The 14,220-nt window shown below is 74.5% G+C and carries 12 protein-coding genes, 1 rRNA gene and 1 pseudogene; 7 read left to right on the top strand and 7 right to left on the bottom strand.

Annotated elements, in window-relative coordinates; translation table 11 throughout:
• Positions 1 to 93: ribosomal RNA gene (gene rrf, locus AB0883_RS21940) — 5S ribosomal RNA — on the top strand; the annotation flags it as partial.
• A 64-nt stretch (positions 94 to 157) separates the two neighbouring features.
• On the opposite strand, the gene AB0883_RS21945 is transcribed toward rrf, so the two are convergent.
• On the bottom strand, positions 158 to 1,234 hold the full coding sequence (locus tag AB0883_RS21945; protein WP_366643032.1) for a spore photoproduct lyase family protein: 1,077 nt from the start codon (positions 1,232 to 1,234) through the stop codon (positions 158 to 160).
• Positions 1,235 to 1,320: 86 nt separating this feature from the next.
• Here AB0883_RS21945 and AB0883_RS21950 point away from each other — a divergent pair, with 86 nt between their 5' ends.
• A complete protein-coding gene (locus AB0883_RS21950; RefSeq protein ID WP_366643033.1) occupies positions 1,321 to 2,070 on the top strand; it encodes a DNA-formamidopyrimidine glycosylase family protein in 750 nt (249 codons plus the stop codon).
• 92 nt (positions 2,071 to 2,162) lie between these two features.
• Here AB0883_RS21950 and AB0883_RS21955 read toward each other — a convergent pair whose 3' ends face one another.
• The 3 genes from AB0883_RS21955 to AB0883_RS21965 are packed head-to-tail and all read right to left on the bottom strand — an operon-like array spanning position 2,163 to position 3,533.
• Entirely contained in the window at positions 2,163 to 2,462 is a 300-nt protein-coding gene (locus tag AB0883_RS21955; protein ID WP_366643034.1) for a BON domain-containing protein, read from the bottom strand.
• A gap of 58 nt (positions 2,463 to 2,520) precedes the next feature.
• The gene (locus AB0883_RS21960; protein ID WP_366643035.1) at positions 2,521 to 3,165 is read right to left on the bottom strand and encodes an STAS domain-containing protein; all 645 of its coding nucleotides are present in this window, start codon (positions 3,163 to 3,165) and stop codon (positions 2,521 to 2,523) included.
• The gene (locus AB0883_RS21965; protein WP_366643036.1) at positions 3,162 to 3,533 is read right to left on the bottom strand and encodes a hypothetical protein; all 372 of its coding nucleotides are present in this window, start codon (positions 3,531 to 3,533) and stop codon (positions 3,162 to 3,164) included. The genes AB0883_RS21960 and AB0883_RS21965 overlap by 4 nt, the downstream gene beginning before the upstream one ends.
• A gap of 172 nt (positions 3,534 to 3,705) precedes the next feature.
• Between AB0883_RS21965 and AB0883_RS21970 the strand changes: the two genes are divergently transcribed.
• From AB0883_RS21970 to AB0883_RS21985, 4 genes and pseudogenes are all read left to right on the top strand, one after another.
• Positions 3,706 to 4,380, top strand: coding sequence for a response regulator transcription factor (locus tag AB0883_RS21970; RefSeq protein WP_366643037.1), 675 nt, complete (start codon positions 3,706 to 3,708; stop codon positions 4,378 to 4,380).
• Positions 4,377 to 5,732 (top strand): HAMP domain-containing sensor histidine kinase, encoded by a 1,356-nt coding sequence (locus AB0883_RS21975; RefSeq protein WP_366643038.1) that lies wholly within the window; start codon positions 4,377 to 4,379, stop codon positions 5,730 to 5,732. The genes AB0883_RS21970 and AB0883_RS21975 overlap by 4 nt, the downstream gene beginning before the upstream one ends.
• A 122-nt stretch (positions 5,733 to 5,854) precedes the next feature.
• Positions 5,855 to 6,391: a GerMN domain-containing protein gene (locus AB0883_RS21980; RefSeq protein ID WP_366643354.1), complete on the top strand. Its 537-nt coding sequence runs from the start codon at positions 5,855 to 5,857 to the stop codon at positions 6,389 to 6,391.
• A 158-nt stretch (positions 6,392 to 6,549) separates the two neighbouring features.
• A pseudogene (locus AB0883_RS21985) lies at positions 6,550 to 6,645 on the top strand (deaminase); the annotation flags it as partial.
• Here AB0883_RS21985 and AB0883_RS21990 read toward each other — a convergent pair.
• Positions 6,612 to 7,748, bottom strand: coding sequence for an FUSC family protein (locus AB0883_RS21990; RefSeq protein ID WP_366643039.1), 1,137 nt, complete (start codon positions 7,746 to 7,748; stop codon positions 6,612 to 6,614). The pseudogene AB0883_RS21985 and the gene AB0883_RS21990 overlap by 34 nt on opposite strands.
• A 345-nt stretch (positions 7,749 to 8,093) precedes the next feature.
• Here AB0883_RS21990 and AB0883_RS21995 point away from each other — a divergent pair, with 345 nt between their 5' ends.
• Positions 8,094 to 12,617 (top strand): HAMP domain-containing protein, encoded by a 4,524-nt coding sequence (locus tag AB0883_RS21995; protein WP_366643355.1) that lies wholly within the window; start codon positions 8,094 to 8,096, stop codon positions 12,615 to 12,617.
• Between the two features lie 73 nt (positions 12,618 to 12,690).
• Here AB0883_RS21995 and AB0883_RS22000 read toward each other — a convergent pair whose 3' ends face one another.
• Both AB0883_RS22000 and AB0883_RS22005 read right to left on the bottom strand, forming a co-directional pair.
• Entirely contained in the window at positions 12,691 to 13,257 is a 567-nt protein-coding gene (locus AB0883_RS22000; protein WP_366643040.1) for a GNAT family N-acetyltransferase, read from the bottom strand.
• A gap of 135 nt (positions 13,258 to 13,392) precedes the next feature.
• Complete coding sequence (locus tag AB0883_RS22005; protein WP_366643041.1) at positions 13,393 to 14,220, bottom strand: ABC transporter ATP-binding protein; 828 nt, start codon at positions 14,218 to 14,220, stop codon at positions 13,393 to 13,395.

A 14,220-nucleotide genomic window follows, 5' to 3' on the forward strand; every position in this document is an offset into this window, starting at 1 on the left:
ACGCCCGGTTACATTCCGAACCCGGAAGCTAAGCCCTCCAGCGCCGATGGTACTGCACTCGGGAGGGTGTGGGAGAGTAGGACACCGCCGGACAATCTTTCAGTTCAGGGCCACCCTTCGGGGTGGCCCTGAACTGCATTCTGTGGAAGAGCGCCGGTCAGAACGCGTAGCGGACGCGGCAGTACGGCGCCTTCGCGGCGATCAGGTCCGTCAACGCCGCCACGTAGGCGCCCTTGCTGCCGGTGCGGTACCGCACGTTCCAACCGCCGGTCTGCGACCGCTTCGGCTGCTGGAGATCCGGCCGCCAGAGGATCTCCTCGGCCTTCGGATGCCACCCGAGGTTCACCTCGTGCAGCCGGTCGTTGTGGGTAAGGAAGATGACCTCGGCGGCGAGCTGCGCCTTCGCGCGGGGCCCGAGCGCGTCGTCGAGCTGGTCGAGCAGCTCCGCCCAGTCGTCCAGCCACCCGTCGCGGACCACCACCGGGCTGAGGTTGACGTGCACCTCGTAGCCGGCCGCGACGAAGTCGTCAACGGCGGCCAGCCGCTCCGCGACCGGAGAGGTCCGGATGTCGAGCAGCTTCGCGTCCCGGGCCGGCATCAGCGAGAACCGGACGCGGGTCCGGCCCCGGGGATCCCAGTCGAGCAGGTCGCGGTTGACGTGCTTCGTGGCGAACGTGGCCTTCGCCGTCGGTAGGTCCCGGAACAGCGTCACCAGGTCCCGGACGTTGTCGGAGACGCGGGCGTCCAGCGAGCAGTCGGAGTTCTCGCCGATGTCGTACACCCAGGCGGCGGGGTCGCACTGGTTCGGCTCTCCCTTGACGCCCTGGCGACCCACGTGCCGGCCCAGGTAGCCGGTGATCCGGTCGATGTTGGCGAAGACCGTCACCGGGTTGCTGTAGCCCTTGCGGCGCGGCACGTAGCAGTAGGCGCACGCCATCGCGCAGCCGTTCGCCGTGGACGGGGCGATGAAGTCGGCCGAGCGGCCGTTCGGGCGGGCGGTGAGGGACTTCTTGACCCCCAGCACCAGGGCCTCCGTCTTGATCCGCACCCACCGGGCCACGTTGGTCTCGTCCCCGTACAGCTCCGGGATGCGGGAGTGGCTCTCGACCTCGACGCGCTCCGCGGCGGGAAAGCGCTCCAGCACCGCCCGCCCACGGGGCAGCGCGGCGGCCTCCGGCTCCACGTAGATCCGCCGGATGTCGAACAGCCGGGAGTGCGGGACAGCGTCGGTCATGAAAGGGGACAACTGCGGACCGATCGGCGTTGTTCCCGCGCCCGGGGCGCGCCGTTTCCGCGCCCGGGCCGCGGGTACCCGGACGCATGCCCGAGGGCCACCTCGTCCACCGGTACGCGCGCGAGCAGCACGCCGCGCTCGCGGGGCAGGTCCTCGCCGCCTCCAGCCCGCAGGGTCGCCTGGACACCGGCCCGTACGACGGGCGGCGGTTGCGCGCGGTGGAGGCGTACGGCAAGCACCTGCTCTACCACGTCGACGACGCGCCGGCCCTGCACGTGCATCTCGGCATGCGTGGGCTGTTCCTGCGCCACGACGACCCGGCCGTCCCGCCCCGTGGGGGCGTCCGGCTGCGCCTGGCCGGTGCCGGCGTCGCGTACGACCTGATCGCGCCCATCCGCTGCGAACCGCTCCCGGGCGACGGCGAGCGCGCGCTGCGGGCCTCGCTGGGCCCGGACCCGCTGCGCGCCGACGCCGACGCTGAGGAGGCCGTACGACGGCTCGGCGCCGCCAGGGGCGCGGTCGGCGCGGCGCTGCTGGACCAGGCGGTGTGGGCGGGCCTCGGCAACGCCTGGCGGGCGGAGCTGCTCTTCCTCGCCGGCCTCGACCCGGACGCCCGGGCGGTCGGGCCGGCGCCGGCCCGCCGGCTGTGGGAGCTGGCCGTCGGGTACCTGGCGCTGGGCCGCGACGCCGGCCAGGTGGTCAGCGACCCGGCGGCACCCGACGAGCGGTGGGTCTACAAGCGGCCGACCTGCCGGCGCTGCGGCGCCCGGGTGCGCACGTGGCAGCTGGGCGGTCGCACGGCGTACGCCTGCCCGGTCGACCAGCCCGCGGCCTGACCCGACCCGCGGACGCCGGTCCGCCGGGCTCTCCTTCGACCGGGAGAGACCCACCTGGCCCGGACGCCGTCGCCGTTCGTCGGGGCCGGCGCTCAGCGGCGGGGCCGGCGGGGGCCGGCGAGCCGCAGGGCGTTGCAGACGTCGACCACGCCCTGAACGTCCCAGGCGATCTCGCCGGCCACCCGCCGGGTGTCCGGGCCGGCCACGATGCCCGCGAGGATGACGACGCGGTTCTGCACGGTCACCACGATCTGCTGGCGACGGGTGGTCCAGTCGCTGCTCAACCGCTGGGCGACCAGCGCCGCCAGCCGGCCGTCCCCGTCGTCCGGCGGGGGGTCCGGCGGCCCGGCAGGCAACCCGCCCTCGTCCGGGTACGGCCAGGGGATGAGCATGGCGCGCTTCCTCTCGATGGTTCTGCCGACCGGGGGCCGTCCGGGCCCGGCGGTCGGGTCAGCGGGACGACGCCTCGGACACCGCCGCCGGGGAGAGGCGGCGCGGATCCGGCCCGGGCGTGTCACCGGCACCGCCCGGGGACAGCCGGCGGACCGCCTCCTGCGGGCTCGCGAAGACCGGGAACAGCCCGTCGAGCCGCATGGTGTGCAGCACGGTGCGGATGAAGCGGGACGGAGCGGCCAGGCAGAGCACGGCGCCCCGCTCCCGGGCGTCGCGGTGGGCCCGGACGAGCAGCCCGAGCCCGCCGGCGTCGATGAGGTGCACCCGGGTCAGGTCGACCACCACGTGCCCGTGGACGTCCACCGCCTGCCGCAGGGCGGCCCGCAACTCGTCGGCGGTGTCGACGTCGATGTTCCCGGTGGTCGTATTCACCGCGACGTCGTCGAGGTGGTCGACGCCCAGCACCCCGCCCCCCGACTGACCGCCCTGGGCGGCGGCGTCGCCGCCGATCCCGAGACCCGGCAGGCTGCACCGGGGACAGCGGTGCGGGCCCGTGGCGAACGGCGAGCCGCTCCAGCCGTGTTCGGCCACCAGGGTCCAGACGACCTCGGCGTCGGGCAGGACGCAGGCGGTGCCCGTGGTCGTGTCCCCGCAGCTGTCGCAGATCAACGTCATCAGGTGCTCGTCCGGTACGACGGTCATCGTGTCTTCCTCCACGGGAGGTCGGGCCGTGCCACGCGCCGGCCCGCGACCGGCGGCGTCTGGGCGGTGTCGAGGTCCGGCCCCGTCCCGCCCGGCGGGGCGTCGGCGCGCCGGGGACCGGCCGTGGCCGTCACCAGGGCGACGCCGACGACGGCCGAGCCGGCCGGCACGCCGACGCGCCACGCGGCCGACCCGTCGGTGTCGAGGCCGACGATGCGGGCCAGGATGACGCCGGACAGCGCGGTGACGATCCCCGCCACGAGGGCCAGCCAGACCGGCACCCCCCGCCGGCGCGGGTTCACCCGCCAGCCCGCCCCGGCGACGAGGAGGCCGACGGCGAGCGCGGTGAGGAGACCGGCGACGGTCATCTGATCCCTCCTGCGGGCCGGCCGGCCGACGGCAGCCGGCCCACGGTTGTTCCCCACCACCCTCGGCGTCGCCCGTGGCGCCGGTCACGCGGTTGTATGACAGTTGCGTGACAAAACCGCCGGACGCCGGACACGGTTGGGCACCCGCCGCCGCCTTGGGGATGATGCCGGTATGACGGACGTGCTGGTGATCGAGGACGACGACCGGATCCGTCTGGCGTTGCTGCTCGCGCTCGAGGACGAGGGCTACCGCGTCCGGGGCGTGGCCACCGCCGAGGAGGGCCTGCTGCGGCAGCGCCGGGAGCCGGCCGACACCGTACTGGTCGACCTGATGCTGCCGGGCGTCGACGGCTTCGAGTGCATCCGGCGGCTGCGCCGCGACGACGACGTGCCGATCGTGGTGGTCAGCGCCCGCGACGACACCCACGACATCGTCGCGGCACTGGAGGCCGGGGCCGACGACTACGTGGTCAAGCCGGTGGCGGTCAAGGAACTGTCGGCGCGGCTGCGCGCCCTGCGGCGCCGGGCCCGGGCGGCGCCCGACCCCGTACCGGTGCTCACCTTCGGGCAGCTGGAGATCAGCCCGGACGCCGGGGAGGTACGCCTGGGCGGGCGGCCGGTGCCGGTCACCCGCACCGAGTTCCGGCTGCTGTGCGAGCTGGCCGAGCACGCCGGCCGGGTGCTGTCGCGCCACCAGCTGCTGCAACGGGTCTGGGGCTACGACACCGGTGACGAGCGGCTCGTCGACGTGCACGTGGGTCGGCTGCGGCAGAAGATCGAGGACGATCCGGGCAACCCCCGGCACCTGGTGACCCTGCGCGGCCTCGGCTACAAGCTGACCCGGTGAGGCGCCTCGGACTGCGGGCCCGGGTGTCCGCCGGGTTCGCGGTCGGCGCGTTGCTGCTGTCCGCCTCGATGGCGCTGGTCTCGTACGAACTGACCAGGCGATCCCTGCTGGACGAGCGGGAGCGCACCGCCGTGCGGGCGGCGTACTTCGACGCGGCGGTGGTGCGTGCCGGCCTGGACACGGACGCGCCCGACGTGGTGGAGGTGCTGCGGTCGCTCGACACCGGCGGCATCCGCCGGCCGCTGCTGCACCGTGGCAACGACTGGTACGCCCGCACGGCCGACGCCGGCCTGACCGCCGCCATCCCGGTCGACCTGCAACAGCTCGTCCACGCCGGGGAACCGGCCGTGCAGCGGGTCCGGGTCAACGGCCAGCCCACCCTGCTCGTCGGCCTGCCGTTGGCCCCGTCCACCAGCTACTACGAGCTGACGTCGCTGCGGGAGCTGGACCAGACCCTGCGGGTCCTGGCGCTGGCGCTGACCGCTGTGGCCATCGTGGTCGCCGGGTCCGGCGCCGCCCTTGGCTGGTACGCCACCCGGCACAGCCTGCGGCCGCTGACGGCGGTGGCAGACGCCGCGCAGGAGATCGCCGCGGGCAACTTCTCCGCCCGGCTCGCCGCGACCACCGACCCCGACCTGACCCGGCTCTCCACGTCCTTCAACCACATGGTCGACCAGCTCTCCCGGCGCATCGAGCGGGACCGCCGCTTCGCCGCCGACGTCAGCCACGAGCTGCGCTCGCCGTTGCAGACCCTCTCGGCCGCGGCCAGCGTCCTGGCCCGTCGCCGGGCCCACCTCGACGAGCGCACGGCCACCGCCGCGGGCCTGGTGGCCGACGAGATCACCCGGTTCCAGCAGCTCGTCAACGACCTCATCCAGCTCGCCCGCAGTGACCAGCCGGTCGACCGGGCGCCGGTCGACGTGGCGGCGCTGGCCCGCCGCGCCTGTCAGGTCCGCGGGCTGCCGGACACGCTCGTCCGGGTCGACGCGGGTGTCGCCCCCACCTGGCTGGTCGACGAGCGTCGGATCGAGCAGATCCTGGCCAACCTGGTCGACAACGCGCTGCGCCACGGTGGCGGCCCGGTGGCCGTGCGGCTGTCGCAGCGGGACGGGACGGGGATCGTCGAGGTCGACGACGAGGGGCCGGGCGTGCCGCCGGAGGACCGCGACCCCATCTTCGACCGCTTCGTCCGTGGCCGGGCCGCGCACTCGCGTGGCTACGGCGACGGCACCGGGCTCGGGCTGGCCATCGTCGCGCAGCACGCCGCCGCGCACCGGGGGCGGGCCGGCGCGGGCGACCGCCCCGGCGGGGGAGCCCGCTTCCGGGTCGAGCTGCCCGGGGTGCTGCCGTGATCCGCCGCGCGCCCGGGCGTCCGCCGCCCGCCGGGACCGGCCGCGACCCCGCGAGCCCTGTGCCCGCGTCCCGCCGGCGGGGCCGGTGGCCCGGCGTCGGCGGCGCGCTCGTCGTCCTCGGGCTGCTGGGCGGCTGCGGCGTGCCGACCGAGGGCGCCCCGCGCGCCGTGGCACCTCCGCCCGGGCCGTTCCCCTCGCCGGGGGCGGTCGTGGCGACGCCGACCCCCACCCTGACGGCCGGGCGGACGACGGAGGTCCTCTGCTTCGTACGCGACGACCGGCTGGTCCGTGTCGAGCGGCGGGTCGACGGCACGCCCACCGTCGACGCCCAGCTCCAGCACCTGCTGGCCGGCCCGAGCACCGCCGAGCGCGACGACGGCCTCACCACGGCGCTGCCCGGGGCCGTGCCGGTCGCCGCCGCCCGGCCCCGGGGCAACGAGGTCGACGTGGAGCTCGGCGGGGCCGGCGACGAGACGGGCCGCAGCGACGAGGTCCTCGCCTTCGGGCAGATCGTCTGCACCCTGACCGCCCGCTCCGACGTCGACACCGTGGCCTTCTTCCGGGGCGGGGCCCCGCTGGGGGTCCCGCGTGCCGACGGGTCGCTGTCCCGGCGGCCCCTGGCCGCCGACGACTACGCCGGCCTCGTGGCCCCCCGCTGACGGGACCGGCCCGTGCCGCCGCCACCCCCCTCCGGCCAGGGCCGGGTGACGGCCGGCATCACGCCCACCGTGCGCCAGTCGGCCCGCCGGAAGGCGCCGCCCAGCGTCAGCCGGTCGCTGGCCAGCAGGCTGCGGTGCCGCTGGTCGTCGTCCACCCGCATCCCGGCCACCGGGCGCGGGTGGCGGAGACCCGCCAGATCGGCGACGTCGTGCTGGTCCGCTACGCGCTGTCGGAGCGCTGCGACGCGGGCTGAGCGGGCACCACCCCGAGCGCCTCGTCCACCCGCTCCAACACGGCCGCGTCGTCGTGGCCGACGCCGCGCAGCAGGTCAATGGCGGTCGCCCGGATCTGGCCGACGATCATCGTGGCGGGCAGCGCCGGGTCGGACGCGAGCAGCCGGCCGGCGACGCGTACCGCCGTCATGGCCGCCTCGTCGGCCCGCGCCGCGTGGCGGTCGGCGTCCTCGCCGGTGAGGTCGGTCGCCACCGCCTCGCCCGCGGCGCGTACGGCGGCGGCCAGGGCGGGCAGCGCGTCGCCCAGCTCCGGCGGCGTCCCGGTGTGCAGCCGGGTCAGCGTCACCCCGGCGCGGGCCAGCACCCGGACGTTGCGCACGGCGTAGTCCAGCTGCCGGGTGGTCGCCTCCACGTCCCGCACCTGCCCGGCGTGCCGCCGCCGGCGGACGTGGAACCGCAGCGTCTCCCCGGTGGCCCGGACCGCCGTGCGCAGCCGGTCCACGCAGTCGTCCAGCTCCCGGGCCCGGTCCAGCGCCGCCCGGGCGGCGGTCTCGTCGCAGCGGGCGAGCGCGTCGTCGAGCGCGTCGAGCACCCCGGCCAGGTCGGCGAAGCTCTGCCGGGCCTGGCTGATCAACGGGGCGAGCGGGTCGCGGGACGCCAGGAGCTGGCTCGCGGCCAGCGCGACCGCGCCGCCGATCAGCGCGTCGACGAACCGGAAGGGCATCAGGGTGCCGCTGGGCGCGGCCACCGCCACCAGGTACATCGCGGAGACCGCCGCCTGCACCACGAGGGTGGTGCGTGCCCCGATCGCCACCATCAGGCCGGTGGTCAGCGTCAGCACCAGCAGGACGGTGCCGGTGCCGGGGCCGAGCGCGTAGACCAGCAGTTCGGCGACGAGCACGCCGGCCGCGACCCCGAGCAGGATCTCCACCGTCTGCCGGACCCGCCGCCCCCGCGCCTCGCCCAGGACGACCAGCGCCGCCGTGGGGGCGAAGAACGGGTCCGGGTGACCGATCACCCGGGCGGCGAGGATCCAGGCCACCGTCGCGGCGAGGGCCAACTCGACCACCGTCGTGCCGTCGCGCCGGAGCCGCCCGCCCACGCCCCGCCACCACTGTCGCACCGTCCGTACCCCTTTCCGGTGGGGCGCGGTCCACACCGGACCCGTTGGCCGGGCCGGCGTCGAGGACCGCCCCGGCGAGTCCCCCGTTCCGGTCGGACCGGTTCGCGCGTCGCCTCTACCCGCGCCGTGCCCTCGGTAACCGTGCTGGTCACCGTGCCGCGGCGCGGCCGCCGGCCGGCGGGCGTCGCGGAGCGCCGGCCGGCGCGCGTGCGACGAGCGGGCTGTGCATACTTGCGCGGTCGATGTTGTGCCGGCGGGCGGGCCCCCCGGCCGTTCCGCGAGGTGGTTGTGGTGGTCGAGAAGACGGCGTCGCGGCGCAACCCGGCGACCGGTGGGGCTGCGGCGATGGCCGACCCGGGGCTCCGGCAGCTGCTGGCCGGCCTGACGGCGGTGCGGGACGGCGACTTCGGCACCCGGCTGCCCGAGGACGCCGACGGCCTGCTCGGGGAGATCGCCACCGTGTTCAACGGCATGGTCGACCAGTTGTCGCTGTTCACCTCCGAGGTGACCCGGGTGGCCCGGGAGGTGGGCACGGAGGGGCAGCTGGGCGGCCAGGCCGAGGTGCCCGGGGTGTCGGGCACCTGGAAGGACCTCACCGACTCGGTCAACGCCATGGCGGGCAACCTGACCGACCAGGTCCGCGACATCGCCGAGGTCGCCACGGCGGTGGCCCGGGGCGACCTGTCGCAGAAGATCACCGTGGACGTGCGCGGCGAGATCCTGGAGTTGAAGATCACCATCAACACGATGGTGGACCAGTTGTCGTCGTTCGCCGACGAGGTGACGCGGGTGGCCCGGGAGGTCGGCAGCGAGGGCCGCCTCGGCGGACAGGCCGAGGTGCCCGGCGTGGCCGGCACCTGGCGCGACCTCACCGACTCGGTGAACTTCATGGCCGGCAACCTGACCAGCCAGGTCCGCAACATCGCCCAGGTCACCACCGCCGTGGCCCGGGGCGACCTGTCGCAGAAGATCACCGTCGACGCCCGGGGCGAGATCCTGGAGCTCAAGAGCACCATCAACACGATGGTGGACCAGCTGTCGTCGTTCGCCGACGAGGTGACCCGGGTGGCCCGCGAGGTCGGCACCGACGGGCGGCTCGGCGGTCAGGCCCAGGTCAGCGGCGTCGCGGGCACCTGGCGCGACCTCACCGACTCGGTGAACTCCATGGCGGTCAACCTCACCGACCAGGTGCGCAGCATCGCGCAGGTGGCCACGGCGGTGGCCCGGGGCGACCTGTCGCAGAAGATCACCGTCACCGCGCACGGCGAGATCCTGGAGCTGAAGAACACCATCAACACGATGGTGGACCAGTTGTCGTCGTTCGCCGACGAGGTGACCCGGGTGGCCCGCGAGGTCGGCACCGAGGGTCGCCTCGGCGGCCAGGCGGACGTCAAGGGCGTCTCCGGCACCTGGAAGGACCTCACCGAGTCGGTCAACGTCATGGCGGACAACCTCACCGCCCAGGTGCGCAGCATCGCCGAGGTGACCACCGCCGTGGCGAAGGGCGACCTGACCCAGAAGATCCGGGTCGACGCGCGCGGCGAGATCCTGGCGCTGAAGGAGACCATCAACACGATGGTCGACCAGCTCTCCGCGTTCGCCGACGAGGTGACGCGGGTGGCCCGGGAGGTGGGCACCGAGGGCCGCCTCGGCGGCCAGGCCCGGGTCTCCAACGTCGGCGGGACCTGGAAGGACCTCACCGACAACGTCAACGAGATGGCCAACAACCTCACCAACCAGGTGCGCTCGATCGCGCTGGTCGCCACCGCCGTCGCCCAGGGCGACCTGAGCCGGCAGATCACCGTGGAGGCCAAGGGCGAGGTGGCCGTGCTCGCCCAGACCATCAACACGATGGTCGGCACGCTCGGCGCGTTCGCCGACGAGGTGACGCGAGTGGCCCGCGAGGTGGGCACCGAGGGCCGCCTCGGCGGGCAGGCGCGGGTGCCGAACGTGGCCGGCACCTGGAAGGACCTCACCGACAACGTCAACTCGATGGCGAACAACCTCACCGGTCAGGTCCGCAACATCGCCCAGGTCACCACCGCGGTGGCCCAGGGCGACCTGACCAAGAAGATCGACGTCGACGCGCGCGGCGAGATCCTGGAGCTGAAGACCACCATCAACACGATGGTGGACCAGCTGTCGTCGTTCGCGGCCGAGGTGACCCGGGTGGCCCGGGAGGTCGGCAGCGAGGGCCGCCTCGGCGGCCAGGCCGAGGTCGAGGGCGTCTCCGGCACCTGGAAGCGGCTCACCGAGAACGTCAACGAGCTGGCCGGGAACCTCACCCGCCAGGTGCGCGCCATCGCCGAGGTGACCAGCGCCGTCGCCACCGGCGACCTGACCCGCTCCATCACCGTGGACGCCCCCGGCGAGGTCGGCGAGCTGAAGGACAACATCAACTCGATGGTGGAGTCGCTACGCGAGACCACCCGCACCAACCAGGAACAGGACTGGCTCAAGACCAATCTGGCCCGCATCGCCGGCCTGATGCAGGGCCACCGCGACCTGGACGTGGTCGCCGGTCTGGTGATGAACGAGCTGGCCCCGCTGGTCTCCGCGCAACTCGGCACGTTCCTGCTGGTGGACGACGGCCCTGGCGGGACGGGCCTGCGGGTGGTCGGCGGGTACGGGCACGACACCTCCGGCCGCCGGTACGCCCTCGGCGACTCGCTCGTCGGGCAGGCCGCGGTGAGCAAGCGGGCCATCGTGGTGGACACCGTGCCGGCCGACTACGTCACCGTCTCCTCCAGCCTCGGCGCCGCCGCCCCGCTGCACCTGGTGGTGCTGCCGATCCTCTTCGAGGACCAGGTGCTCGGCGTCATCGAGCTGGCCAGCATGAGCCGCTTCACCGAGGTGCAACGCGACTTCCTCGACCAGCTGACCGAGACCATCGGCGTCAACGTCAACACCATCGTCGCCAACGCCCGCACCGACGTGCTGCTCACCGAGTCGCAGCGCCTCGCCGCGGAGTTGCAGGCCCGCTCGGAGGAGCTGCAGGCCCGCTCCGAGGAACTCCAGCGCTCCAACGCCGAGCTGGAGGACAAGGCGGCCCTGCTGGCCCGGCAGAACCACGACATCGAGACGAAGAACTCCGAGATCGAGCAGGCCCGGCAGGAGCTGGAGGCCCGAGCCCAGCAGCTCGCCCTCGCCTCCAAGTACAAGTCGGAGTTCCTCGCCAACATGAGCCACGAGCTGCGTACGCCGCTGAACTCGCTGCTCATCCTCGCCCAGCTGCTCGCGCAGAACCCGAACCGCAACCTGACCGCCAAGCAGGTCGAGTACGCCACGGTCATCCACTCGGCCGGCACCGACCTGCTCCAGCTCATCAACGACATCCTCGACCTGTCCAAGGTGGAGGCGGGCAAGATGGACATCAACCCGGAGACCTTCGAGCTGGCCGCGCTGCGCGACTACGTCGACGCCACCTTCCGGCCGCTGACCACCCCCCGGGGCCTGGAGCTGGAGATCAGCACCGGGCCGGGCGTGCCGACCGAGCTGCACACCGACGAGCAGCGGCTGCGGCAGGTGCTGCGCAACCTGGTCTCCAACGCGGTCAAGTTCACCGAGAAGGGGCAGGTGCGGCTGCGCATCGAGCGGGCCGCGCCGGGCGAGTTGCCCGAGGGGCTCGCCCCGACGGACACCGTCATCGCGTTCCGGGTGATCGACACCGGCATCGGCATCGCCGAACAGCACCTGACCGCCATCTTCGACGCCTTCCAGCAGGCCGACGGCACGACCAGCCGCCGGTACGGGGGCACGGGCCTCGGGCTGTCCATCAGCCGGGAGATCGCCCACCTGCTCGGCGGCCGGATCCAGGCGCACAGCGTGCTCGGCCGGGGCAGCACGTTCACCCTCTACCTGCCCGTCGGGCCGGTGCCCGCCGGGACCGGCGACGCGGCTGCGGACGACCGCCCGACCGGCCCGCCGGCAACGGGCCGTGCCGGCGCGCTGCCCTGGACGCCGCCGGCCACGCTGCCCTGGGCGGCCCCGGCCACCCTGCCGTCGGCCGTGACGCTGCAGCCCGGCGAGGTCCGCCGGATGCTCGTGCTGGAGCGCCACGACAAGGGGCTGCTGACGCTGCTCGCCCAGGGCGTCGCGGCGGACCTTGGCGGCGCGCACCCGCCGGTGGAGATCTCCACCGCGGTGGACGTCGCCTCGGCGCTCGAGGCGCTCGCCGGCGGGCGGCACCACGTCCTGGTGCTCCAGCTCGACCTGCCCGGCGACGGCGGTACGAACCTGCTGAAGGCGCTGCACGACGATCCGGCGCTGCGCGGGGTGCCCGTGCTGGCGTACCACGGCCACCCGCTGCCGTCCGGCTCGCAGGCCCTGTTGCAGGCGCTGGCCCACGAGCGGCCGCTGGAGGTCCTGCGCAGCCTGGACGACCTGCGCGAGCGGATCGCCCTGCACCTCACGGCGGTGACCCCGGAGCGGGTGCTGCCGTTCGCCCCGGTGGTGCCCGACGTCCGCCCCGCCGTCGACGCCCTGCCCGCCGACCTGGCCGGCCGCAAGGTGCTGGTGGTGGACGACGACGCGCGCAACGTCTTCGCGCTGACCAACATCCTGGAGCTGCACGGGCTCGACGTGGTCTACGCGGAGAACGGCCGGCAGGGCGTCGAGACGCTGATGCGCCACGACGACATCGACCTCGTGCTGATGGACGTCATGATGCCGGAGATGGACGGCTACGCCGCGACGGCGGCGATCCGCGCCATGCCCCGCTACGCCGACCTGCCGATCATCGCGGTGACCGCGAAGGCGATGCACGGCGACCGGGAGAAGAGCATCTCCTCCGGCGCCAGCGACTACGTCACGAAGCCGGTCGACGCCGCCGACCTGTTGCAGTGCATCCACCGCTGGCTGCACGGCTGAGGCATGCCCGGGCGGGCGGTCCCCGGTGTTCCCCGGGCGGGCGACCGCCCGGGGAGTACCGGTCGGCGTACGCTCAGGGGCGGCCGGCCTCGAACGTCTCGCGGTCGAGGAAGAGCAGCCGGGCCCGCTTGCCGTTCACGTCGACCAGCGGACCGGCGACGAAGCCGGTGCGCAGGAGCCGCTCCACCGCCTTGTCGTTGCGCGCGTCCGGCTCCATCACGACGCGCCGGTGTCGCGGGTCGGCGAAGACGAAGTCGAGGAACACGCGCAACAGGGTGCCGGTGAAGCCCCGCTCGACCGTGTCGGGCGGGCCGATCAGCAGGTGGGCCCCGTGGTCGCCGGGCTGGACCGGGTAGCACTCGCCGACCGGGTCGGCGGCCGGCTCGTAGGTCTGGAACAGCGCCACCGGCGTGCCGTCGCGGTGTGTCAGCCAGGCGTGGTGGGTGGGCAGCGAGTCCAGGTAGCGGTAGATCTCCCCGACCCGGTCCCGGCCGGCCTCGCGCATGCCCCAGAAGCGGGCGCGTTCCTGGCTGACCCAGGCGTGGATCAGGTCGATGTCGGTGTCGGGGTCGACGGGGCGGATGGTCACCCGGCCGAAGCCGTCGACGTCCTGGCGGTAGGTGCTGGCGAGATCACGCATCGTGTGCCACCGTACGATGATTCCGGTCGATGCGCGAGTAGGCCGTCCCCCGGCGCGGCGCGGGCGGCCCGCCGGCCCCGGCCGGCGGCGCGAACGCCCCTCACCCGCCCACGCCCGTCACCCCGCCCACAGCTCTCACCCGCCGGCGGCGGCGACCGTCGGGGCGCTCGCGGTGGCCCGGCGGCGGGCGGCGGGGACCACCAGCGGGGTGCCGCTCTCCGGGTCGTCGATCACGCGGCAGGGCAGGCCGAAGACCTCCTCGACCAGCTCGGCGGTGACCACGTCCCGGGGCGCGCCGGCGGCGACCACCCGCCCCTCGCGCATCGCGATCAGGTGCGTCGCGTAGCGGGCGGCGTGGTTGAGGTCGTGCAGCACCGCCACCAGGGTGCGGCCCTGCTCCTCGTGCAGCCGGGCGCAGAGGTCGAGGATCTCGATCTGGTGGGCGATGTCCAGGTAGGTGGTCGGCTCGTCGAGCAGCAGCAGGGGGGTCTGCTGGGCGAGCGCCATCGCGATCCACACCCGCTGCCGCTGCCCGCCGGAGAGTTCGTCGACGGCCCGGTCGGCCAGGTCGGCGACCCCGGTGGCGGCCATCGACTCGGTGACCACCCGCTCGTCCTCGCGCGACCACTGCCGCAGCAGCCCCTGGTGCGGGTACCGGCCGCGGGCGACGAGTTCGGCGACGCCGATGCCGTCCGGCGCGACGGACGTCTGCGGCAGCAGGCCGAGGGTGCGCGCCACGCTGCGGGCGGGCTGCCGGTGGATGTCCTCGCCGTCGAGCAGCACCGCCCCGGCGGCCGGCTTCAGCAGCCGGGACAGGGCCCGCAGCAGGGTGGACTTGCCGCAGGCGTTGGGGCCGATGATGACCGTGAAGGACCGGTCGGGCACGGCGACGCTCAGGTCCTGCGCGATGGTCCGCCGCTCGTAGGCGAGGGTCATCGCGGTGCCGCTCAGCCGGGACTGCAT

This window comes from Micromonospora sp. NPDC047812, assembly GCF_040704175.1.
In the GTDB taxonomy this organism is placed as follows: domain Bacteria; phylum Actinomycetota; class Actinomycetes; order Mycobacteriales; family Micromonosporaceae; genus Micromonospora.

Bases quoted from the DNA above. Each gene is read 5' to 3' on its own strand.
- AB0883_RS21995 (WP_366643355.1), top strand. From the start codon at position 8,094: ATGGCCGACCCGGGGCTCCGGCAGCTGCTGGCCGGCCTGACGGCGGTG.
- AB0883_RS21950 (WP_366643033.1), top strand. From the start codon at position 1,321: ATGCCCGAGGGCCACCTCGTCCACCGGTACGCGCGCGAGCAGCACGCC.
- AB0883_RS21955 (WP_366643034.1), bottom strand. From the start codon at position 2,462: ATGCTCATCCCCTGGCCGTACCCGGACGAGGGCGGGTTGCCTGCCGGG.
- AB0883_RS22005 (WP_366643041.1), bottom strand. From the start codon at position 14,220: ATGCAGTCCCGGCTGAGCGGCACCGCGATGACCCTCGCCTACGAGCGG.
- AB0883_RS21965 (WP_366643036.1), bottom strand. From the start codon at position 3,533: ATGACCGTCGCCGGTCTCCTCACCGCGCTCGCCGTCGGCCTCCTCGTC.
- AB0883_RS21945 (WP_366643032.1), bottom strand. From the start codon at position 1,234: ATGACCGACGCTGTCCCGCACTCCCGGCTGTTCGACATCCGGCGGATC.
- AB0883_RS22000 (WP_366643040.1), bottom strand. From the start codon at position 13,257: ATGCGTGATCTCGCCAGCACCTACCGCCAGGACGTCGACGGCTTCGGC.
- AB0883_RS21970 (WP_366643037.1), top strand. From the start codon at position 3,706: ATGACGGACGTGCTGGTGATCGAGGACGACGACCGGATCCGTCTGGCG.
- AB0883_RS21960 (WP_366643035.1), bottom strand. From the start codon at position 3,165: ATGACCGTCGTACCGGACGAGCACCTGATGACGTTGATCTGCGACAGC.